This window comes from Providencia sp. PROV201, from assembly GCF_028479545.1.
Classification (GTDB): Bacteria; Pseudomonadota; Gammaproteobacteria; order Enterobacterales; family Enterobacteriaceae; genus Providencia; species Providencia huaxiensis.
In genome coordinates this window covers 56,078-77,888 of record NZ_JAMPNW010000003.1, presented here as the reverse complement: position 1 = coordinate 77,888, position 21,811 = coordinate 56,078, and the positions used below count along the sequence as shown (strand labels likewise).

The window sequence follows — 21,811 nt, the reverse complement described above, 5'->3', positions numbered from 1 at the left end:
ATGTTAAATCTCCTTCAACAGAGAAACATAGTATTCAGTGACTGTGCGTAAATCATGGCCTTCGAGTGGAAACTCGATACCACAAGGAACGTCACTCGGTAGCGCGTTTAGCACTTCTTTCCATGTGCCATCGCTGTCATCAAGTGCTACTGCAACGCGTTTATTGCCACGTAATTGGCAGGCTTTAACGTGAATGTAAGCGACTTGGGGGGCAAAAATATGTGCGGCTTTTAACGGATCTTCTTGATGCCAATACCAATTCGCCATATCAAATGCCATTTTTATAGGTAGATTTTGGTGTTTTACATCAGCAAAAAAACGTTCAAGAGGCGCAATGTGACCGCCAACCTCGGTTTGGTCATTCTCGATCACTAACTGTGTGGTGTATTGATTGAGAAGGTTAATGACTTCGGATAAATCATAATTTTCTGGTAATTCACCGAGTGATAGTTTTAAAAAGCGAGCATTAAGTTGTTTGGCATCTTCAAAATAGCCTTGTAGTTTAGTGATTGCGATAGGGGTCTGTTGTTGGAATAGCGTGTCTGGCACGGAATAAACCGCAGTGAGCTGCCTTGATTGCAGTCCTTTGGCAATATCCAAAAAATTATCGCTTGGTAGCAATAGTTCTTGACGGATCTCAGCACCATCCGCGTGGCTGCTTTGAATAATATCGAATAAAGCTTGTTGGCCCCCTAACTGTTTTACGGTTTGTGCACCGTAGGCGGCAGTAACAATGATAATGTCTTTGCTCATGACTTTCCTCTGTCTGATTAAAGGGTATTTAGCCCATTTGTCATTGCGAATGACTTATTATGGAACCGGTTCCATAATGCTTTCTAGTGACGAAAGAGCAAAATCAGAGCTATATCACTAACCAAATGGCGATAAATGTTTAATTAACGATCACTGTCACAACTTTTGATGTAATGGGTGTAATAAAAAGTTCAGATAGGTTTTTCACAGAGTATGTGATTTCGTCAAAGCATCATTTTTAATAGTTTTGCTCATGGGACGTTTTGGGCTTTAACGGGCTAAAAGAAAGGGCGCTAATTCATTTCTTACTGCAATCAAGAACGATAATTTATTAGTCTAGAAAAAGTAAGGCAGAACTGAGTTATAAGTTCTGCCTTTATTATTTTTATTCAATAAGTTATTGGCTCAATGCATCGGCAACTGCTTTAAAACGAGCAAATTTGTCACGTAGCTGTTGATGGCTAATTGTATTCGGTTGATAAGTGGTGATTTTTGGGGTACTTGCCGCAATAGCGACATCAAAACCTGAATAATAACCTGTTCCGACTGCGGCACAAAGTGCAGCGGCTTGGCAACCTGATTGCTGCACGTTGACGACATCTAACGGCAAGTTACTGGCATCACAGAACATTTGCATCCACAGTGGTGATTGTGTTGGGCCACCCGTGAACCGAATGGATTCGGTTGTATTATCAAGGCCAACAATACGGTCTTGATGCAACAAATGTGAGAATACAATCCCTTGATAGATAGCATAAACAATATCAGCATCTGTATGGTGTGAGCTCAAACCGAGTAGGCCACCGTGCAAATTACTGTGGTAGTTAGAGCCATAAAGCCAAGGGAAAAACAGAATATCATTTTGCCGTGTTGCCCCTTCAGCCACGCAGTGATTCAGTACGTCATAATCTTGCAAACGCTGATTGAAGAAGTGCCGAGTAAACCATGCGAGGTTACTGGCTGAGGTCGGGCTGCCTTCATGGACAAAATAGGTGCCTGGGATGCAGTATTTACTCCAAACGTATGGGTAATCAGAAGGCACAATTTCATCAAAGACACGCGTTGAAATAGTCCAAGTACCTGCTACCGCACTGAGTTTATCTTTTTGACTCACCCCAGATGCTAACGCTGCGCCGACTACATCAAAGAAGCCACCAAATACAGGGGTTCCTTCCACCAGTCCAGATTCTGCGGCAGCTTTGTGGGTTACGGTACCCGCTAATTGGGCCGAGTTAATCACGGGAGCTAGTTTGTCATTTGCCTCATCAATACCAAACAGTTGGCATAGTTTAGGGTCATAACTCGACTGGATTTGGTTAAATAATTGGCTACCCGAAATATTGGTTTCTTCGCAGGCAATTTGGTCGGTTAAGCGATAGCGAATATAGTCATGAACCATCAAAACATGCTGAGTATCGCGATAATTATCAGGCTCGTGTTGTTTTAGCCAACGCAGTAGTGCCACGGGATGAGAAGCCCATAATTGCTGCAAACTCAATGGGTAAGCTTTATCCGCAGTACCGTTTTGGTGCCATTCATCAACAATGGATTGAGCGCGTGAATCAGATGACACAATCCCATTTCTAACTGGCTTTCCTTGGCTATTGAGCAAATAAAGCCCTTTACCGTGGGAAGAGAAACTGACACCGGAAATTTGGGCGGCACTGAGCTGGCTATTTTGAATCGCTTTGCGGATCACGCTGCAAGTCGCTTCCCATAACATTTCCATGTTGCGTTCACTAAAACCCGCCTGTGGGCTTTCAGTGGGAAAAGAGTGCTCAGCAACCGTAATTTCTTGGCCTTCTGCGGTATAGATACCCGCTTTGATGACGGTACCACCAAGGTCAACACCCATAAAAAATGCATTCATTATCGGCTCCTTTAGGCGTTATACCAGCCAGCTTGTTGCATTTTGTCTTCCATCCAATGACGGGCTTTGATAATTTCAATCAGTGGCTCATCGGCTTTTTCTGTCCACATTTCAATCAGGAAGGAACCGCGGTAATTTAAACGTTTTAATAATTTGAATAAATTAACAAAATCTACGCAGCCTTCACCGAAAGGGACATCACGAAATTGGCCTTTACAGGTTTCAGTCACCGCATATGTATCTTTTAAGTGAATGGCTGCGACGTGTTCAATTCCTTGGGTGAATTCTTTTTCGACATCATTACCCCATGCCGTTAAGTTACCGACATCAGGATACACCTTGAACCAAGGTGAGCGAATTTTATCGGAAAGTGTTTGCCATTTGCTAATGGAATTCATAAATGGCGTATCCATGATTTCCACTGCGCACATCACTTGAGAAGCGGCCGCAATTTCGCTGACCCACTGCATGCCTTTTTCGAAATTGGCAATCGTCTCGGCATCTTGCTCTTCATAGTAAACGTCATATCCTGCGAGCTGAATAGTGCGAATGCCTAAGTCTTGAGCGAGCTTAATGGCTTTTTCCATTAAGGAGTAGGCCATCATACGAGTGGCTTCATCATGGCTACCAAAAGGAAAGCGGCGGTGACCAGATAAACACATACTTGGAATGCGAATACCTGTTTCTTGTATCGCTTTCACAACTTCCAGACGCTCTGAGGTGCTCCAGTCTAATCGAGCCAGACGTTCGTCAGTTTCATCTACTGACATTTCCACAAAATCATAACCCGCAGATTTTGCGATGACTAATTTTTCTAACCAACTGCTGTTTTTCGGTAATGCTTTTTCATAAATACCAATTGGATGCTTACGCATGGTTTTCCCCTTGAAAAATTAACTTTGTGTCGATGCTTTATTAAGGCGTTGGTTACGGTTCATCGCACGTTTAGCACTCCATTTTTCTTTGAAGAACTTGAATGCTAATGCCAAGATGAGCGTGATCCCCCAAACTGCGAGGTTAAAATGCAGGCTTACACCTAGCAGACTTAAACCTGTCGCAATGACCTGTAAAACCAATAAGGCACAGAACACTCGGCTAACCTTACCAACTCCCCCAAATGGGTTAGTTCCACCTAATACGATGGCAAGAATGGTGAGCAGTAAATAGGAATCCCCGTAGCCCATACGTGCAGAGTTAAAGCGAGCCATCATGATGAGCCCAGCTAATACACATAACAGGCTAGAAATGGTGTATATCGCAATCATGACACGGTCGGTACGAATACCGCTGAACCACGTTGCATTGATATTACTGCCACTCATATAGATATTTTTACCTAAGCGCGTACAGCCTAGAAACAGCGCTAAGAGAATTGCGGTAACAATGAAGATAATCATCGCAATTGGCACCCCAAGCACAGTATCGGAACCAATGGCACGAACAATGGGTGGCATGCCACTCAGTGCGGCTCCTTTGGTGAGGTAAACACCAATGCCGCTGATAATCGTCATTGTACCGAGGGTCACTAAGATCGGGTGGGCCCCGATATGGGAAATCATCAGCCCTGTTAAGCTACCGATAATGACCGCAATCACGGTTGCGCCGATTAATGCGAAGACCAACCACATTAGCTGTGTGCCAGTACTGGCATCCACTGGGAGGTAATTGATAAACACCCAAGCCATAAAGAGCCCCGTTAAGTTAGCAGTGCTAATAATGGCAAGGTTTAACCCGCCACTTAACATAGGAACAAACATGGCAAAGGTGAGTAAGCCCAACTCAGGTAACTGAAACGTGATGCTTAAAAAGGTATTTTGGGTAAAAAAGTGCCCTGGCATGGCGATACTAAACGCAGCGATAGCCAAAACAAAGATTGAAAGCAGTCCGATAACAGAGCCATCAATTTTAAAAAAAAGATTTTTTCTCATGGTGATATTCCTGTTAAACAAAACCTACGTCCGTCTCTTTACGTTTTTTGTAGTGGGTAATACAAATCGCAATGAGAATAACCAGCCCGATGACGATATTGACGAAGTAGTTTGAAACACCAATCAGGTTAAGGCCGTTTTTCAAGATACCAATCAGGAAAACGCCCATGAGTGTGCCTATCACTGAGCCTCGCCCACCGGATAAACTGGCACCACCCAGTACAGCCGCGGCAAGCACATCTAGCTCTCCGCCCACAAGGGCACTCGGTACCACTTCACTCATTCGGTAGGTTTGCAACATACCGCCAATCGCTGCCATCGCGCCAAGGTAGCCGTAAGCAAACAGGTAAATCACTGAAACACGGATACCAATACGAGACGCAGATTCTTGGCTGCCACCAACGGCATATAGCTGACGGCCGATGTGCGTTTTATTCATTAAAATCCACGTTAAGAAGGCAATGCCAAGCATCACAATTAACGGCAAGCCAACTTGGTAATATTCACCATCCACTTCAAAAGGCAGGATAGTCACAGGGTCTACCCACCAATCAGGTAAGTCATAAATACTGTGTCCGTTGGTTAGCCACATCAGCATTCCGAACAGCAGTGATTGCATACTGATGGTGATGATAATTGACACAACATTCAGCGAATAAATTAAGATAGCGTTGATTAAGCCAAAAGCGATACCGATGATAATCGCCAATGTGATACTGACGGCAGGGCTTGCAATAAAACCTTGCAATAGCCAAGTGGCGATCACGTATTGCACTACGGAAGCCACTGCGGCAAACGAAATATCAATGCCCCCAGTGACGAGAACCACAAATAAACCTAAGGCGAAAATACCTGTAACGGCGTAGCTTTCACTGAGGTCGAGTAAATTTTGAATAGTTAGAAATTGCGGGCTCATCAATGTGAAGAACACCACCATGATAAGAATGACCCAAGTCAGCCAGCCTTCGACAGATTGTGGTCGTAATTTTTGCCAGTTAGCCATTGATGATTTCCTCCAATTGTTGCTCATTGATGGAATCTGTCTCAATTTCTTTGACGATAGAGCCTTGTTTCATATGTAAAATTCGGTCGCAATTGTAATACGCTTCGGAGGCTTCATCGGTAATTAATAGAATAGAGATACCGACACCTGACAAACGGTGAATGAGTTTGTAAATACTGTCTTTTGCGCCAATATCGACGCCAACGGTCGGTGAGTCTAAAATGAGTACTTTAGGACGTGTTAAAATCCATTTAGCAAGTACCACTTTTTGTTGGTTACCGCCTGAAAGTGTTGAAAGGGCATTATTGGGGTCAGTGACTTTAATATCTAAGTCGGCTATCCACTCTTGCACAATTTCTTGGCACTGTTTTTCATCAATTAAATGTAAAGGCGTTTTGAGGCGATCGAGAATCGAAATCACCATATTGTCTGCGATGGATTGCTGTAAAATTGCACCTAAAGTCAGGCGGTCTTCGGAGACATAACCAATGCCGCGCTTAATGGCGTCGGTGTTGTTTTTTAACTTAACAGGTTTGCCTTCGATGAGTAATTCACCACTATCTGGGTGGGTAATGCCAAACAACGATAGCGCTAATTCAGTGCGGCCTGAGCCAAGTAAACCACATAAGCCTAATACTTCGCCGCGTTTTAGATTTAAGTTGATATCACGATATTGCCCAGCTCGGCTGAGGTTTTTTAGCTCTAGTACCGTGCGTCGGTCTTCCGCATTATTAGGTGGCTTACGTTCATGGACAATATCTAAGCCAGTCATTAACTCAGTAATTTTGCGGGTAGTTAAGCCTTCAGCAGGCCATGTACCAATTTTTTGACCATCGCGGATCACGGTGATGCGGTCAGAGATCTCTTTGACTTCTTCTAGTCGATGACTCACAAAAACAACGGTAATTCCCTTATCTTTTAGGTAATTAACCGTTGAGAGTAGTTGGTTGACTTCTGTACGGGTCAATGAAGCCGTTGGTTCATCCATAATCACCAGACGTGCATCGGCGACTAGGGCGCGGCAGATAGCAACCTGTTGACGTTGAGCAATGGGTAAAAATTGCACAGGTGTGTCTGGGTCAATGGTGAAAGCCAGTTCATTGAGGATTTCTAAGGCTTTCTCGCGCAGTTGTTTTTTGCGAAACCAGCCAAAATAGCCTTTGAGGTTTAGCTCAAAGGCGATATTTTCAGCAACGGTTAAATTTGGAAATAATGACAAATCTTGGTAGATAACTTGTACGCCTAATTCACGCGCTTTATCGGGCGTCAATCGGTGATAACTTTTCCCATCAATTTCAATTTTACTACCGTCATCAGGGGCATAGACACCACTGATAGTTTTAATTAATGTGCTTTTCCCACACCCATTGGTGCCCGCTAAACAGTGCACTTCACCTTTGTTGAGCGTCAAATCGATATTGCGTAATGCACGGTGACCACCGAAGCTTTTGGAAAGGTCGCGCAAGGTAATGAGTGGATCGGATTTGTCAGCTTTTGAGGTGCTTGTCATAAGTACAATTCCTACTGCAAATAAATTGGTGTTGGCTTGTTCGTGATGAGCGCGAGCCGCTGTGCTAGTGCAGGCGACCCGAACTCAAAGAACATAAAATTTAATATCTTGATAAATATTGTATTTTTGTTTTAAACATTATTTTGATAATGTGAAATTACAGACCGACTTCAACCAATTTTTTCGTATTTTCAATATTCAAATTAACAGGGTTATCACTTAAAATCGTGTTACCACTGACTTTGATTTCACCCATATCACCAATAGACACGCCATCTTTAATTTCTTCACCATTCATCATGGCTGTTGCGACTTGTACAAATACTTGTCCTGCGACTTTTGGATTAGAAATATAGCCGCCATCAATTGCACCTTTTTCCAGTAACTTGATGCCTTGACCTGGTGTGAACGTTCCGAATACACAGGTTTCGTCATTTTTACGGCGTTTATCAATGGCTCGTCCTGCACCGATAGGGCCTTGTGAACCAAATGACATGATGCCTTTTAAGTCTTTATGCTTAGATAACAAGTCATTAGCTGTACGCATTGAGTCATCAACGGATTCGGCAACACCAAAGCGGTCATCGACCATTTGCATTTTCGGGTAGTTCGCTTTTTGGTAAGCAATTGCCGCGTCGGCCCATTCGTTCACTAATGGTACTGTCAGGCTTCCCACAAACATGGCGTATTTGCCTTCTTCACCCATACAGGCCGCCATATCTCTCATATGGTTAGCACCCATGCTTTGGGTATCAAGTAATTCAAAGTCCCAATCTGCATTTTTTTGATTTGGTGATTCGTGGGTAATAACTTTAATTCCAGCGTCTTGGGCGCGTTTTAATACAGGCTCAAGCACTTTAGCGTCGTTAGGGACAACGCCAATGACATCCACTTTTTTCGCGATTAAATCTTCGATAGCACGAACTTGTTCCGCTGGGTCAGCCGTTGTTGGGCCAACTTGGAAGGCATTTACACCGAGTTTTTTGCCTTCTTCAGTAATACCTTGTTCCATTACATTAAACCAAGGAATACCACCGACTTTAACGACGACACCCATGGTAAAGGGCTTTTGTGCTTTTTGTGATTCAGCCATCGCGACATTTGAAAATAGTGCAACGCTCATTAAACAAGGTAAAACTAGCTTCTTCATGTTCATAGTTGTATTCCTTAGTGTAGATGGATACTAAATCAAGAAATTCCATTATTTAGAAATAATGAATTTCTCATATTTAGGTATGCCTATAATTAAGTGCCAAGGAATTATGAATAAATAACATCCCTGCACTTATTTAATACAGAAAATAAAATAGAACTTGTTTTTTTACTTACATCATAGTTACATGATTTTTATATTTATAAATTATTTATCGCACTCGATAATTCTAAGGTTGGAAAATTGTTTTTGAAAATTATTATCATTTAGTTTGTTTGTGATTAATACGTCGATATCATCAAATGTACAAACCTGACTAAATGCATACTTTCCTAATTTACTATTATCCGCGAGCAAAACTTTATTTTCAGAAACCTGTAACATAATATTTTTTAATTTTGAGTTTATTTCACTGCCATCACGAATACCATTTTCGATATTAAATCCTTGGCATGAAAGAAATAAGGTTTTTATCTGAAAGCTACGAATAATACTTTCTGCAATTGGGCCATGAAAATCATCATGACGTTCTGAATATTCCCCACCAATACCAATGACGCGTACTCGGTCACGGCAGGCCAACGCTTGGATAATCTTGACCGAGTTTGTCACTACCGTAATGTCGATATCAGGTATTTGCCGTGCGAGAAACCAGCAAGTACTGCTGTTATCTAACATAATACAGTCACCAGGCTGAATTAATTTTAGTGCAGCCTTCGAAATCTTCATCTTGGCATCAGGGTGCTCTTCGGTTCTTTTGCGAAAAGATTCTGCACCATCAACCATTTGACTGAGCTTGACCGAAGAAGGCATCACATTCACCATCGGCATTTCTTCTTGGTCGATGGCAACTGCTCCCCCAAAACTACGGATGATCCTATTTTCACGTTCAAGAGCCGTTAAATCACGACGGATAGTTTCTTGAGAAACGAGGCATAATTGAGCTAAATCACGCACTAGCGCCGAGCCATTCTGCGAAACATGAGAACAAATTAATTTATGGCGTTCGGCTTGTAACATATTTAACTCCTATTCTTTCCACGATATTTATTCTGCCCGTATTGCTTTTTTTTTGTCGTGATTAGATTCAAGTTATCTCTTTTTGAAAAAAACAAAGCCGATTAAAGTGATTGCGATCGGTATTTTATGAATTTAATTTCACTCAGTTACACAATAACTAGACTTGCATCACTATATTTGCGGTATCTTTTTACTTTTATGGTATTAAACAAAAAGCATTGGGCTAATTCGGTCAACTAACCACATCCTATTTATGTGTTTTCTTGACTGTCTATGCCCGAATGCGTCCGAGTTGGTCTGTTTTGTTGCGAGTTTGTAAAGTGAGGTGCTTTTTAAATGGCCTAAATCTGTTTACCTTAATAGGTAGATATAGGTTATCAACACACAGAAAACATCATGATAATAAATTTTTGTTGTTGATATTAAAGCATATTTAATAAAGCTAGGGAGTTGTTATGTTAGAAAAATTGAAACAACAAGTCTTTGAAGCAAACCTTGCCTTACCCAAACATAACCTAGTGACCTTTACTTGGGGGAATGTGAGTGGTATTGACCGTGAAGCTGGGTTAATGGTGATAAAACCTTCTGGCGTTGATTATGAAACCATGAAAGCAGAAGACATGGTGGTGGTCTCGTTGGAAAGCGGAAAAGTGGTAGAAGGGAAATATCGGCCTTCTTCGGATACCGACACGCATTTGGCGCTGTACCAAGCATTCCCTGAAATTGGCGGTATTGTCCATACTCACTCTCGCCATGCGACTATTTGGGCTCAAGCAGGCCTGCCATTGAGTGCTTTAGGGACAACCCATGCCGATTATTTCTATGGTGAAATTCCTTGTACCCGTAAAATGACAGCAAGTGAAATTGAAGGCGATTATGAAAGAGAAACGGGTCATGTGATTATTGAAACCTTCAAGGAAAAAGGCCTGTCAGCAAAAGATATTCCAGCCGTATTAGTGAATAGCCATGGGCCATTTGCTTGGGGAACAAGCCCCGATAATGCAGTGCATAACGCCGTAGTGTTAGAAGAAATTGCCTATATGAATTTATTTACCCGTCAATTAAGTTCACAAATAGGTTCCATGCAACAAGTATTATTAGATAAACACTATTTACGTAAGCACGGTAAAAATGCGTATTACGGGCAAAAATAAAGCGGTTAAAAAATTAATTAAATAGAATTGGCAAACGAGAGCAATTATTGATCTTATGATCAATAACGGATTTCTTCGTTTATAAAATAGCCACAATGAATATGCTATGTGGCTATTTTACTGTTTTTTAAATACAGCCATCACTCAGGTTTATTTAGTTAAACCTGTGGTTGTTTTTTGATTAATTAAATATTTTTAAACTAAGTATATTTCTCTAAGCTGATTAATATCATTATCTGTGAATTTAAGTTCATCTTTAATATACCTTTCAACAGAGCCAGATATTTCTTCCATTGTATTAAAGACTTCTAAAATAAATGATTCTTGAGTATCAATTAGAGAAAGTAAATAATCCAGTACATTTTGGTCTTGGGTTATTTTGCGATATCCCGCCATTTTAATTTCGTTACGTTCAAGGCGATTAAAATGAGTAAGCATATAATCCCGTACAATGGTTTCTTTTGGCACTCCTAACATGGAAAGTACCAGTAATGCACCATAACCCGTTCGGTCTTTTCCTCCTCGGCAATGCTGAATATTTGGGGCATTGTGGCTATCGAGTAAAACCTCGATCATTTGTTTGAAGGCAGCTTTTGACTTATCACTTACCACAAATTGGCGATATTGCTCCAATATTTGTAACCCATCGCCGTTAATCATCTCTTTAGGAATATGTTGGATAACACTTTCGATTAATGCTTTGTCTTCATTATCCGGTGATGCGGCAAATTGTGCTGCTAATTCAGCGGTTTGAGCTGTAGCATCGAGATGATACGTTTTCTTTTCACCAACATGGCAATTAGGCGATTTATTAATTTCATTTTGAGTACGGTAATCGATGATGCTGTTTATCCCTAAATGGGAGATGTAATTTACTGCTTGTTCATTTAGATTAAACAGATGGTTAGAGCGATATAGCATTCCCCATTTCACCTGTTTTCCGTCTGTTGTGGTATAACCTCCAAAGTCACGGAAGTTATTTAACCCCTCAATAGGCAATGTTCTTTCAGCGAATAATTTACATCCATTGGCATTTTGTAAAATAAAATAGATACGTTGTTTCGCCTTTAATGGGTCTTGAACTGTAATTGTATTCTCTATTTTATCCGTAATGAAATTCTCAGGACAAACCTGAGTATCAGGTTTGTCCGTCCAATATAATGCCAGAGGGGAGGATGGAACTTCACTAAATTTTATTTCGAGTGTTGATTCACTCACTCTATTGATTTCGATTTCCATATATTTCCCTTTATCATCCTAAAATTCCGAATACAGAACAAACAACACCTAAAACCATGATGGCGACAATTAATGCAACGGTATGTTTCCCTTGGAATTTACGAACAAGGAAGAAAATACCGAGCGCAAAGAGAAGAGTGAGTAAGTTAGGTATTACCTTGTCAAACATCTCTTGTACTTTGATAGATTGCTCACCAACGGCAATGGTTAGCGGTGTGGAAAGTTTGACGGTCGTGGCAATTAAAGAGCCGAGGACCATGACCCCGACAACGTTCGCCATATTAGTAATTCGCTGAATAATATTTGATTTTTTCGATTGTTCGATTAAATCAACGCCTTTGTTATAGCCATAATGAATAAAGAAATATTTGGTACCGATATTGACGATATTAAACAAAATAAACATTAATATTGGGCCAATAATATTACCTTGCAGTGCAAATGCAGCTCCGATGCTGCCGCAAATAGGCAGCCACGTAAATTTTAATAAGCTATCACCGAGACCTGCAAATGGCCCCATCAAACCAGCTTTTACAGAAACAACAGCCTCTTTTTCTTCTTCTGTTGTTTTTTCTTCTAATGCTGCGGTCACACCAAGAATTAATGCGCCTGCGTTAATTTGTGTGTTAAAGAATTCAAAATGGCGTTGCATGGCTTTAATACGCGTTTCTTGGTCAGCTTTTTCATAAAGCTTATCGAGAACGGGTACCATACAATGTGCAAAACCAATAGTTTGCAGTTTTTCGTAGTTGTATGAGAATGACATGGTTTGAATTCGCCAAAACATACCATTGAGTTCTTTTTTCGTGAGTTTCTTATTTTCAGAGGGGGTTATTTCACTCATAAGTCATATTCCTCTTCTTCATTTTTATGGGCGGCTGGTGTAGCTTTTTCATCTGGTGTTTGGCGCAAACTGCTGGCGAATGCCATGTCATAAAGCACAGCAAATGCCAGAGCGATAAATGTAATTGGGATAATTGGCAGTTTTAAATAGGTTGTAAGCATGAAGCCGAGCAGAAAGAAAAACCACATTCTGCCTTTCAGCAGCATTAATAACAGAATACAGATACCGACCGCAGGGATCAGCTTAGATGCAACCCCCATACCTGTTAAAATACTTTCAGGCACAGCATTTAATATGCTATTGACTAAGTCACTACCAAAATAAACGGCAATAAAGCAGGGAATGGCGCGAATAAAAAACCACAGTGGTGTCGAGAAATAATGGACTTTGGTTAGGCCGCTGTAGTTTCCATCAAGAATGGATTTACTTGCCCAAACATTTAAGAAACTGGCAAAAGAGCGCCAGATAATCAGTAATTGCTGACATAAAATAGAGACAGGTACGGCAAGGGCGATACCTGCTGCAATTCCACCATTGGAAGCAATACCGAGAGCAACTCCAATAATAGAACCGGCGATGATATCGGGTGCGGAATAAGCCCCAACGTTACCAATCCCCATCCACATCAATTCTAAGGTGGCGCTAATGGCGAGTCCTTGAACCATATCACCCATGATAATACCGGCCACAGTACCGGTGAGCAGTGGGCGTCTTAGCATTTGCGGACCGACATCATCCAATGAGCAAATACCGGCCCAAATCGCAATTAAAATGGCCTCTACCAACATAATAGGCTCCTCACTTATTAAGTGAAAATAAGCATGACTAAATGAATTAATTGAGTAATGTTTTCAATTCAACAATGGGGTCTTTAGGAACCATTTGAATTTCAACGGCAACGTTATTGTTGATCAGTGACCTAAAGGCGTGTTCTTCTTCTGGTGTGACGGCAACTGCACGGGATAAATTACGACGGCCTTCTTGCATACGCATTCCACCAACATTCAATTTTTCCAGTTTTAAGCCACTTTCGACGAGTTTGTTTACATCAATGCTGTTAGTAAACAGCAACATGGTGCGACGTTTAATTTCTGCTTTTTTTAAGACCTCAATGAATTTATCGACACCAAAAACGACGACTTTGAGATCTGGTGGAGCCGCCATAGTCAGAACTGATTGTTGAACGGTGTCATTGGCAACTTTGTCATTAACGATAATCACCTGCTCAATATCAAAGTTTTTAACCCAAGTGGTAATAACTTGGCCGTGAATAAGTCTGTCATCAATCCGAGCAACATTAATTGGCATGGGGTTCTCCTAAAGTTCGCTATCGTTTTGTGTTAATGGTTTAAGTTGTTCACCGACATTGATGCAACTGCCAGGGAATACATCATTAATGATTTGATGAAGTTCATGTAAAGGGAGGTCTCGGTTACTGAGTATTTCGAGAAAAGTAGGCACATTGATCCCGCAGTACAGCACAACATCATTTTGGGTAATAACGAGCTCGCTGGCTAGGTTGCAAGGAGATCCACCTAATAAATCCACTAAAATTAAAACGCCATCACCTTTATTAACATTTTGATATGTTTCAAATAAATGCTTTTTTACCTCATTAATATTGCTTTCTCTTTGAATCGAAATCACGCTGATATCTTCTTGCGAGCCAATTAGCATTTCTGCACATTCCAATAACCCTTGTGCAAAAGGCCCATGGCTGGCCAGAATGATAGGTATCTGAGAGCTCATTTTTTCCCCTTATCTTTCTTCTTTTAGTAATAAAATTACTTTTATATATTTATTTTAAAGTAACAATATCACAAAAAAGAGGAATGAAAAGGGGCGCCTATTAGAAAGGATCATTTTTGTGAGCAAGATCGAAGTGGCTACTTAGAGCCACGTAGAAGATACTAAGAAGAAAAAGGGACTAGTTATTGCTATTTAAGCGAGAAAAGCGCTCTGCACGAGTGCTAATTTGTTTTTGAATTCTTTCATCATACTGTTTAATAAATAGATTAGTAATCAGCATATTAATTACAGTCAGTTGCGAAATTTTTGAACGAATAGGAATGAGCCTTGAAACATGTTCAGTGGAAATAGTGTGCAAGATAGTTTCTGCTAGCGATGACACCGAACTTTGTCCCATTTTAGTGATAGCAATGGTTGGAACATGTAATTCACGCGCAAGGGTAAGTAGCTTGATGCATTCGTGGTTTTCACCGGAATGAGAAATGACAATGACAAGATCGTTTTGATCTAACGTATTCACAATACTGAATTGGATGCTGTAATCAAGGTGGCAATTGACATCTTTTTTTATTTTAATTAGTTGATATTCAAATTCTTTTGCAACTAATCCGCTACTTCCTGCACCATAAATGACAATTTTTTTACTCTTACTAATTAATTCATTTGCTTGCGTAAAGGCATTTAAATTAACCAGAGCACACGTTTCTTCTATGGATGATTTCTCAATCAGTCCTACTTTGTGATTAACGGTTTCCATTGAGTCATTAAGATCAATATCTTCTTGCAGCAGGGTGCCGTAAGACTTGTGATTAATCGATGAAATTAAATCAATTTTTAGGTCGCTAAAACCTTGGTAGCCCAATTTATGACATAGGCGCAAAATAGTGGTGGTACTGACCTTATTTTCTTGGGCGAGGGATTGAATGCTAATACTTTGCATGTTTTTCTTATTAGCAATAATGTACTCAGCAACTTGTTTTTCTTTGGTGGAAAGGCTGTCTCTGGCCTCTCTAAGTTTTAGGTCTATCATTATTTACCCTGCTAATAAATTAAAATTCGCCATCACGAAACGGATCCTACCATATCTTAAAAATAGGGAAATGGTGACTTTTCTTTATTGGGGGTGTGTCACGATAAATGGGGTTATGGCTCAGGCGAGAAAGTAAGGTTAGTAAGAAAAGATTAACAACTATAAATAGTTAGCTATATCCCTATTGCTTAATAGTTACCTAAGCAATAGGGGACAGTTTGTTTTTAAAGTGTGACGCCCATTTTAAAAATCGCTAATTCACGGAAATCATTGATTTCATTTTTAGTGTGTTCACCATTAACGGTTTTGACAACAAGCTGAATGAAGTCATCTAATAATTGATCCATGGATTTTCCTGTTAATAAGGCGCCTGCATTAAAATCAATCCAATGGGGTTTTTTGGCAGCTAACTCATTATTGGTCGCAATTTTCATGGTGGGAACAAATCCCCCATAGGGCGTACCTCGACCTGTCGTAAATAATACCATGTGGCAGCCAGCTGCGCCTAAGGCACTGGTGGCAATGGCATCATTACCCGGTGCGCTTAACAAATTGAACCCTGGGGTTGTCAGGCGCTCTCCATATTTTAAAACATCCATTACTTGGCTAGTACCCGCCTTTTGTGTGCAGCCGAGGGATTTTTCTTCAAGTGTCGAAATTCCTCCTGCTTTATTGCCTGGAGATGGGTTTTCATAAATTGGCTGGTCATGAGCAATAAAATACTGTTTGAAGTCATTGATCATATTGACCGTTTTCTCAAACGTCAGCTCATCATGGCAGTGGTTCATTAGAATTTGTTCAGCACCAAACATTTCAGGCACTTCGGTTAACACCGTCGTTCCGTTATGGCTGACTAAAAAATCAGAAAAACAGCCTAACAATGGGTTAGCTGTGATCCCTGAAAGGCCATCAGAGCCACCACATTCAAGACCAAATTTTACTTCGCTTAGCTTACCCGCCTCGCGTTTGTCTTGCTGTACAAATTGATAAAGTGCATTAAGGTGCTCGACACCGGCTTCAATTTCATCATCTAATTGTTGGCAGACCATAAATTTGACGCGTTCATCATCATAGTCACCTAGTGTTTCTTTAAAAGCGGCGACTTGATTGTTTTCACAGCCTAAACCGATGACGAGTACGCCACCTGCGTTAGGGTGCTTAACCATATCTTGTAAAATAGTACGGGTTGTTAAATGGTCATCACCGAGCTGGGAACAGCCTAAAGTATGGTTATAAAGATAAACACCATCAATATCAGAAGCGCCATTATGTTGTTTATTAAAGCGTTCGATCATTTTTCTCGCCAGCGCATTAACACAGCCAACCGTTGGGATCACCCAAATTTCATTACGGATAGCCACATCACCGTTTGTTCGGCGATAGATTTGCACGTCTGGATCCGGCCGTGTAGCGGTAATTGTGTTGTGCTCAGGGTGGTACTCATATTCATTTAAAGCACTTAAATTGGTAGCGGTATTATGAGTATGAACATGTTCTCCAGCTGTTATGGTAGTCGTTGCATGGCCGATGGGAGCGCCATATTTAACAATATTTTTGCCGGTTTCAATCGGGTTCAGGGCGATTTTATGCCCTCGGTCAACATCTTGTTTTAATGTCACTGATTGCTCTGCAACAGTAATGGTTTCCCCTGCTTGCCGGTTAACTAAAGTAATGGCGACATTGTCATTGGGATGTATTTTAATTATATCTTTTATCATATTGCGTTCCCTGAACTGGAAATCGGATTAAGCGTGATCAGCCACAAAAAGTATGAATGATCTTTTGTTGTCTAAATTTCATTCATTATACGATCTGGTTTATAACTTTAAAAGATGTTATACCAATTTATTGCAATTTATTTATTAGTGAAGTTCTATTTCACCCATCGTCGAAAAATTTCGTTATACTGTGAGGCATTAGTGGCCAGCGAGTCGGGTGGTTATGTGAAAGGAGAAAATAATGAGCTCACAAGAGAGTGAACCGCGCCTATACCAACAAGTTGCGGCTCTGGTCAAAGAACGTATCGAAAATGACGAATACCCAGTTGGCACTAAATTACCTGCGGAACGGTTACTTGCTGACGAAATGAAGGTGAGCCGTACGGTGATCCGCGAAGCCATCATTATGTTAGAAGTGGAAGGCTATGTGGATGTACGCAAAGGATCTGGCATACATGTCATCAATAATCGGTCTAATAACTCAGTCAATACAGAAACCGGATTAGAATTTAGTCGTTGTGGGCCATTTGAACTCTTACAAGCAAGGCAACTGATTGAAAGCCATATCGCCGAGTTTGCCGCGACCCAAGCCACTAAAGAAGATATTTTAAAACTAGTTGATATTCAAAAGCATGCTCGCAAAGAGGATCGTTTTCGTGACTCAACATGGGATCTTGCCTTTCACATGCAAATTGCCGCGTCGACCCATAACAGTGCGATGGTGGTGATCGTTGAGCAAATGTGGAGCCAACGCTTACGTAACCCATACTGGCTCAAACTTCATGAGCACATTGATAACCGTTCGATTGAGAGCTGGTGTGATGAGCACGACCAAATTTTGCAGGCACTAGCGCGTCGAGACCCAAAAGGGGCGCGGCAAGCCATGTGGCAACATTTGGAAAATACCAAAAAAATGTTATTCAACGCGACTAGTGATGACTTCGAGTTCACCATGGATCGCTACTTCTTTGCCGATAGCCCAACGATGGATGATAACAGCTAGTTATTCCTCATCATCTTCAGATATCTGCTTCAGCGCGGGGAGGTTAACTAAAATAATTTTCCCGTATTTTGCATCAATCCAGCCTAGTTTTTCCCATGCGACTAAACGCTTATTGATAGTTTGCCGTGTGGTATTAATGATGGTCGCCAAGTCATCTTGTGTCAGGTATAGGCTCAATTGAATTCCCTTTTCATGGGGCTCACCATAGCCTTCTGCTAAGCTCAATAAGCGTTTGGCGAGTCGGGCTGAAACGGACAATAAGGCACTGTCATTGATAATGGTAAAGGCATTACGGATCACTTTACAGAGCAAAATATTCAGGAATTGGTAAAAAACGGGGTGTTTTTCCAAGATCATGGTTAAGTCTTTCGGTGATATCGTCAGTAAAATAGTTGGGCTAATCGCTTTGGCATCATGGGTGCGCGCTGATTTATCTAGCATGGCAATTTCGCCAAACCAATTGCCTGGTGAAAGATAGCGAAATACACATTCACGGCCATCTGAGGAAATTGAACTTACTTTTACTGAACCTTGGAGCACCGCATATAGACCACGGGCAGGGTCACCTTGGTAGTGAACCATTTCACCATCTGGATAAAAACGCAATGTGGCGCATGTCATTAAGATAGAAATTAAATAATCAGGTAAGTTACTAAACCAACTATTTGTTTTTAATATTTCAAGAATATTTTCATGCGTTAGAACTAATTGGCTGTTTTGTACCGCAATGTTCATCTGAATGCTCCCTGCATGATTAGCTAACTTTATCATGACATTTGGTAGGGTTATGTTCAATCATGAACCGCTGTAATATTCGAGTAAACCTCATAAATAAGAAATAGGGTAATAGAAAACCCGAGCCATTGATGCGGCTCGGGAGGGATTTAAAAGATAATTAATTAATCTTCAAATCGTTTTTCAATACCTAATCTTTTTAATGTCAAAATCAATAGACCTCCGATAAAGGCGACTAACGCGATAAAATAGAGCCCTGCACGGGCAGACTCAAAGGTAGCCTCAGCCCAAACTCGTAAGTTTGGTGCCACAAAACCACCTAAGTTACCCACTGAGTTAATCAACGCAATACCCGATGCAGCTGCGGTGCCGCCTAAGTATGCCGATGGGAAGCTCCAATACAGCGGTTGCATAGCTAAGTGGCCAGCCGCTGCCACACACAGGGCAATAATCGCAATGACTGGAATGCTATCGAATAAACCAGAAACCGCAATGCCCGCAGCCCCTAACATAAAGGTAATAGCGGCCACTTTACGACGTTCTTTGAGACGTTCTGAAATACGTGGAACATAGTAAACGGCAATTGCAGCGCACAGTGGTGGAATGGCGGTAACAAAGCCTACAAGTATGCCGACTTTACTGCCCAACAACGTACCGATTTGGGTTGGTAAGAAGAAATAAATCCCATAGCCACATACTTGAACGGTAAACCAAATCAGACACAGGTAGAGAACGCGCATATCTAATAGCGCACTCAGGGCGCCTTTCGGGCTATGGCCTGCTTTGGCATCTTCTTCCAAGGCTAATTTAGCGGAAAGTGCACTTTTTTCCTCAGCTGTCAGCCACTTGGCTTTTTCAGGGCGGTCATCAAGGTAAAAGAATACCCAAATCCCGACGATAGACGCTAATAAGCCTTCTACGACAAACATTAACTGCCAGCCGTATAAACCGAAGGCAAATGACGTTCCTTCTAACGACAATAATGAGCCGGATAATGGGCCGCCAATGATAAACGCCAGTGGTGCACCAAATAAGAAGTAGCCTGTCACCCGTGCACGGATATTTTGTGGGAACCAGAAGGTTAAATACAGAATAACCCCCGGGAAGAAGCCGGCTTCACTGACACCGAGTAAGAAACGTAGCACAATAAAGGTGGTTTCATCATGGGCAAACATCATGGCGGCAGAGACTAGCCCCCACGTGACCATAATGCGCGATAGCCATACCCGAGCACCAATGCGGTACAACAGAATATTACTTGGCACTTCAAACAGTGCATAGCCGATAAAAAAGATCCCTGCACCAAATGCGTATGCAGCGTCACTTAATCCAGTTGTTAATTGAAACTCTTGTTTTGCAAAACCAATATTTGAACGGTCTAAATAAGCCAATATGAACATTAATACCACCATAGGTATTATTTTTCGTATTGCTTTGCTGGTAGCCGATGATAAATGATCCGTATTGGTGGACATGGTTCACCCCAGTTTTTTGTAAGATAGTAATGTTATCTATTCATTTTTATTATGTGTTTAGCCCGCCGCTGAATAACCAGCAGAGTAGAGTATAGAGCTAATATACTCGTCATACTTCAAGTTGCGGTGTTGTTGACTGCACCATGAATTATTTAGAGTGTAAATAAGTAATTTAAAATGAATAATTCTTGTTATTAATTTCCCTTTTTCATGTTGTTAGAAATGAAATATTGAAAAAGGGAATGATCATTATTTCACGTTAAATTTAGCTAATGCTTCAGGTTTTAACGTTGTACCTGCCCCAGGCGCGGTTGGTGTGGTATAAACACCATCAATGACTTCGACTGGGTCAACAAAGCAATCCAGTGTCCATGGAATAAATTCCAGTAAAGAACAAGCTGGATGTGCCATTACCAGATGCAATTGTGCTTGCATCATATCGCCATGGTGTGGTGTCACGGGTAAATTAAAGGCCATACCTAAGTCAGCAATTTCCCATACCGCCGTTAAACCGCCACAGCGTGTTGCATCAGGCTGTAAATAATCAACGGCACCCGCCAAGACAAATTCCTTGAATGAATCATTGTGATAAAGTAATTCACCTAATGCGATAGGTGTGTCCATATAAGCGGCAAGCTGTTTATGGCTGGCGACATCATCATGCCATAATGGTTCTTCAAACCACTTAATATTAAAATCATTTAAACGGTGGCCATATTGCTTGGCAATACTGATATCCCATTTACCGTTTGCATCGACCATTAGGTCGATATCGTCGCCAATTGCGTTGCGAACAGCTTCAATACGCTGAAGATCTTCGCGTGGGTCGGGTTTGCCAATCTTCATTTTTATTGCTTTGAAACCTTCTTCGAAGATCATTTTTTTACAATCATCGACTAAATCTTCTTGGCTACGCACTAACCAACCGCAGTCAGTGTTATAGGCGTTAACTTTATTGTGTTTTGAACCGCCAAACAGTTGCCATAGTGGCTGCTCTGCGGCTTTAGCTTTAAGGTCCCAAAGGGCGATATCGATGGCAGAAATCGCCATTTGCATCAAACCACCACGACCTACCCAGATATTGGTTGAGCTGCGAGTGAGTTTTCGATGTAAATAGCGCACTTCTGTTGGGTCTTCGCCGAGTAACATTGGGCCGAAAACATCTTCCATAATAGTGGTGATTAAACGGTCAGTGGTGATGTCGGCATGTGTCCCTGTATGGCCATAACCGACTAATCCACATTCTGTTTTGATCATGACACCCGGCATCCCCCAATGGGTAATGCTGTGAGTTGAGTCACCAATTAGGTCATTAGTGACAGGTACGTGCATGATAAAAGTACTAATTTCTTTTATTTTCATTGTTGTTCCCAGGTGTTGTAAGGTGGTTGAATGCCAATCTAGCAGCGGGAAATGGATTAAACTGTCAAATGATTTACAGATTGTGCCTGTATGGTGTTTTTTACTGATAAATATGAGCTAGATCTCTTTATTCTGTGTGATAGGTTAGGTCATATTTTTAAAATTGGTATAACAGCTTAGTGGGCGAAAATAATGGGTGGCAGGGAATAATAAAAATTTCTATCAGGGTATGGGGTTCAATCTAGAGTCGGTTTAGAATAATTAC

At 41.2% G+C, this 21,811-nt stretch carries 20 protein-coding genes; 2 read left to right on the top strand and 18 right to left on the bottom strand.

The annotated features are described in order from the left end of the window. Window positions 1-3: 3 nt before the first annotated feature. The 8 genes from PR809_RS03680 to PR809_RS03645 form a co-directional block, all read right to left on the bottom strand. Window positions 4-753: a sugar phosphate isomerase/epimerase family protein gene (locus PR809_RS03680; protein ID WP_206276654.1), complete on the bottom strand. Its 750-nt coding sequence runs from the start codon at window positions 751-753 to the stop codon at window positions 4-6. Between the two features lie 397 nt (window positions 754-1,150). Beyond that, window positions 1,151-2,623 carry an FGGY-family carbohydrate kinase gene (locus tag PR809_RS03675; RefSeq protein ID WP_206276655.1) on the bottom strand — a complete coding sequence of 491 codons (1,473 nt, stop codon included), beginning with the start codon at window positions 2,621-2,623 and terminating at the stop codon, window positions 1,151-1,153. 11 nt (window positions 2,624-2,634) lie between these two features. Beyond that, the gene (locus tag PR809_RS03670; protein WP_206276656.1) at window positions 2,635-3,498 is read right to left on the bottom strand and encodes an L-ribulose-5-phosphate 3-epimerase; all 864 of its coding nucleotides are present in this window, start codon (window positions 3,496-3,498) and stop codon (window positions 2,635-2,637) included. Window positions 3,499-3,516: 18 nt separating this feature from the next. Further along, complete coding sequence (locus PR809_RS03665) at window positions 3,517-4,551, bottom strand: ABC transporter permease (RefSeq protein ID WP_102138067.1); 1,035 nt, start codon at window positions 4,549-4,551, stop codon at window positions 3,517-3,519. A 13-nt stretch (window positions 4,552-4,564) separates the two neighbouring features. Further along, window positions 4,565-5,554 (bottom strand): ABC transporter permease, encoded by a 990-nt coding sequence (locus PR809_RS03660; protein ID WP_004259203.1) that lies wholly within the window; start codon window positions 5,552-5,554, stop codon window positions 4,565-4,567. Further along, window positions 5,547-7,064, bottom strand: a complete 1,518-nt coding sequence (locus tag PR809_RS03655; protein WP_166264204.1) for a sugar ABC transporter ATP-binding protein — start codon at window positions 7,062-7,064, stop codon at window positions 5,547-5,549. The genes PR809_RS03660 and PR809_RS03655 overlap by 8 nt, the downstream gene beginning before the upstream one ends. A 157-nt stretch (window positions 7,065-7,221) precedes the next feature. Then, window positions 7,222-8,214 carry a substrate-binding domain-containing protein gene (locus PR809_RS03650; protein WP_036958239.1) on the bottom strand — a complete coding sequence of 331 codons (993 nt, stop codon included), beginning with the start codon at window positions 8,212-8,214 and terminating at the stop codon, window positions 7,222-7,224. A gap of 210 nt (window positions 8,215-8,424) precedes the next feature. Next, window positions 8,425-9,237, bottom strand: a complete 813-nt coding sequence (locus PR809_RS03645; protein ID WP_102138065.1) for a DeoR/GlpR family DNA-binding transcription regulator — start codon at window positions 9,235-9,237, stop codon at window positions 8,425-8,427. A 455-nt stretch (window positions 9,238-9,692) separates the two neighbouring features. On the opposite strand from PR809_RS03645, the gene araD reads away from it, so the two are divergent. Further along, window positions 9,693-10,391 (top strand): L-ribulose-5-phosphate 4-epimerase, encoded by a 699-nt coding sequence (gene araD, locus PR809_RS03640; protein ID WP_102138064.1) that lies wholly within the window; start codon window positions 9,693-9,695, stop codon window positions 10,389-10,391. 195 nt (window positions 10,392-10,586) lie between these two features. Here araD and PR809_RS03635 read toward each other — a convergent pair whose 3' ends face one another. The 7 genes from PR809_RS03635 to PR809_RS03605 all read right to left on the bottom strand — a co-directional run bounded on the left by PR809_RS03635 (window position 10,587) and on the right by PR809_RS03605 (window position 16,971). Beyond that, window positions 10,587-11,630, bottom strand: a complete 1,044-nt coding sequence (locus PR809_RS03635) for a tyrosine-protein phosphatase (RefSeq protein ID WP_272524449.1) — start codon at window positions 11,628-11,630, stop codon at window positions 10,587-10,589. A 13-nt stretch (window positions 11,631-11,643) separates the two neighbouring features. Then, window positions 11,644-12,474 (bottom strand): PTS system mannose/fructose/sorbose family transporter subunit IID, encoded by an 831-nt coding sequence (locus PR809_RS03630; protein ID WP_102138062.1) that lies wholly within the window; start codon window positions 12,472-12,474, stop codon window positions 11,644-11,646. Next, complete coding sequence (locus tag PR809_RS03625) at window positions 12,471-13,262, bottom strand: PTS mannose/fructose/sorbose/N-acetylgalactosamine transporter subunit IIC (protein ID WP_102138061.1); 792 nt, start codon at window positions 13,260-13,262, stop codon at window positions 12,471-12,473. Before PR809_RS03625 ends, PR809_RS03630 begins: the two co-directional genes overlap by 4 nt. Before the next feature lie 46 nt (window positions 13,263-13,308). Next, complete coding sequence (locus PR809_RS03620) at window positions 13,309-13,782, bottom strand: PTS system mannose/fructose/N-acetylgalactosamine-transporter subunit IIB (protein ID WP_102138060.1); 474 nt, start codon at window positions 13,780-13,782, stop codon at window positions 13,309-13,311. 9 nt (window positions 13,783-13,791) lie between these two features. Then, window positions 13,792-14,223 carry a PTS sugar transporter subunit IIA gene (locus PR809_RS03615; protein WP_195697797.1) on the bottom strand — a complete coding sequence of 144 codons (432 nt, stop codon included), beginning with the start codon at window positions 14,221-14,223 and terminating at the stop codon, window positions 13,792-13,794. 178 nt (window positions 14,224-14,401) lie between these two features. Beyond that, on the bottom strand, window positions 14,402-15,253 hold the full coding sequence (locus PR809_RS03610) for a MurR/RpiR family transcriptional regulator (protein ID WP_102138058.1): 852 nt from the start codon (window positions 15,251-15,253) through the stop codon (window positions 14,402-14,404). 224 nt (window positions 15,254-15,477) lie between these two features. Continuing rightward, entirely contained in the window at window positions 15,478-16,971 is a 1,494-nt protein-coding gene (locus tag PR809_RS03605) for a UxaA family hydrolase (RefSeq protein ID WP_102138057.1), read from the bottom strand. A gap of 241 nt (window positions 16,972-17,212) precedes the next feature. Between PR809_RS03605 and exuR the strand changes: the two genes are divergently transcribed. Further along, on the top strand, window positions 17,213-17,974 hold the full coding sequence (gene exuR, locus PR809_RS03600) for a transcriptional regulator ExuR (protein WP_102138056.1): 762 nt from the start codon (window positions 17,213-17,215) through the stop codon (window positions 17,972-17,974). Here the strand turns inward: exuR and PR809_RS03595 are convergent, their stop codons facing one another. From PR809_RS03595 to PR809_RS03585, 3 genes are all read right to left on the bottom strand, one after another. Continuing rightward, window positions 17,975-18,709: a Crp/Fnr family transcriptional regulator gene (locus tag PR809_RS03595; RefSeq protein WP_229597485.1), complete on the bottom strand. Its 735-nt coding sequence runs from the start codon at window positions 18,707-18,709 to the stop codon at window positions 17,975-17,977. A gap of 164 nt (window positions 18,710-18,873) precedes the next feature. Next, on the bottom strand, window positions 18,874-20,184 hold the full coding sequence (locus PR809_RS03590; protein ID WP_102138054.1) for an MFS transporter: 1,311 nt from the start codon (window positions 20,182-20,184) through the stop codon (window positions 18,874-18,876). Between the two features lie 249 nt (window positions 20,185-20,433). After that, the gene (locus tag PR809_RS03585; RefSeq protein ID WP_102138053.1) at window positions 20,434-21,546 is read right to left on the bottom strand and encodes a mandelate racemase/muconate lactonizing enzyme family protein; all 1,113 of its coding nucleotides are present in this window, start codon (window positions 21,544-21,546) and stop codon (window positions 20,434-20,436) included. Window positions 21,547-21,811: the final 265 nt, after the last annotated feature.

Bases quoted from the DNA above. Each gene is read 5' to 3' on its own strand.
- PR809_RS03680 (WP_206276654.1), bottom strand. From the start codon at position 753: ATGAGCAAAGACATTATCATTGTTACTGCCGCCTACGGTGCACAAACC.
- PR809_RS03665 (WP_102138067.1), bottom strand. From the start codon at position 4,551: ATGAGAAAAAATCTTTTTTTTAAAATTGATGGCTCTGTTATCGGACTG.
- PR809_RS03625 (WP_102138061.1), bottom strand. From the start codon at position 13,262: ATGTTGGTAGAGGCCATTTTAATTGCGATTTGGGCCGGTATTTGCTCA.
- PR809_RS03645 (WP_102138065.1), bottom strand. From the start codon at position 9,237: ATGTTACAAGCCGAACGCCATAAATTAATTTGTTCTCATGTTTCGCAG.
- PR809_RS03615 (WP_195697797.1), bottom strand. From the start codon at position 14,223: ATGAGCTCTCAGATACCTATCATTCTGGCCAGCCATGGGCCTTTTGCA.
- PR809_RS03605 (WP_102138057.1), bottom strand. From the start codon at position 16,971: ATGATAAAAGATATAATTAAAATACATCCCAATGACAATGTCGCCATT.
- exuR (WP_102138056.1), top strand. From the start codon at position 17,213: ATGAGCTCACAAGAGAGTGAACCGCGCCTATACCAACAAGTTGCGGCT.
- PR809_RS03675 (WP_206276655.1), bottom strand. From the start codon at position 2,623: ATGAATGCATTTTTTATGGGTGTTGACCTTGGTGGTACCGTCATCAAA.
- PR809_RS03590 (WP_102138054.1), bottom strand. From the start codon at position 20,184: ATGTCCACCAATACGGATCATTTATCATCGGCTACCAGCAAAGCAATA.
- PR809_RS03610 (WP_102138058.1), bottom strand. From the start codon at position 15,253: ATGATAGACCTAAAACTTAGAGAGGCCAGAGACAGCCTTTCCACCAAA.
- PR809_RS03620 (WP_102138060.1), bottom strand. From the start codon at position 13,782: ATGCCAATTAATGTTGCTCGGATTGATGACAGACTTATTCACGGCCAA.
- PR809_RS03635 (WP_272524449.1), bottom strand. From the start codon at position 11,630: ATGGAAATCGAAATCAATAGAGTGAGTGAATCAACACTCGAAATAAAA.
- PR809_RS03595 (WP_229597485.1), bottom strand. From the start codon at position 18,709: ATGAACATTGCGGTACAAAACAGCCAATTAGTTCTAACGCATGAAAAT.
- PR809_RS03630 (WP_102138062.1), bottom strand. From the start codon at position 12,474: ATGAGTGAAATAACCCCCTCTGAAAATAAGAAACTCACGAAAAAAGAA.
- araD (WP_102138064.1), top strand. From the start codon at position 9,693: ATGTTAGAAAAATTGAAACAACAAGTCTTTGAAGCAAACCTTGCCTTA.
- PR809_RS03650 (WP_036958239.1), bottom strand. From the start codon at position 8,214: ATGAAGAAGCTAGTTTTACCTTGTTTAATGAGCGTTGCACTATTTTCA.
- PR809_RS03670 (WP_206276656.1), bottom strand. From the start codon at position 3,498: ATGCGTAAGCATCCAATTGGTATTTATGAAAAAGCATTACCGAAAAAC.
- PR809_RS03655 (WP_166264204.1), bottom strand. From the start codon at position 7,064: ATGACAAGCACCTCAAAAGCTGACAAATCCGATCCACTCATTACCTTG.
- PR809_RS03660 (WP_004259203.1), bottom strand. From the start codon at position 5,554: ATGGCTAACTGGCAAAAATTACGACCACAATCTGTCGAAGGCTGGCTG.
- PR809_RS03585 (WP_102138053.1), bottom strand. From the start codon at position 21,546: ATGAAAATAAAAGAAATTAGTACTTTTATCATGCACGTACCTGTCACT.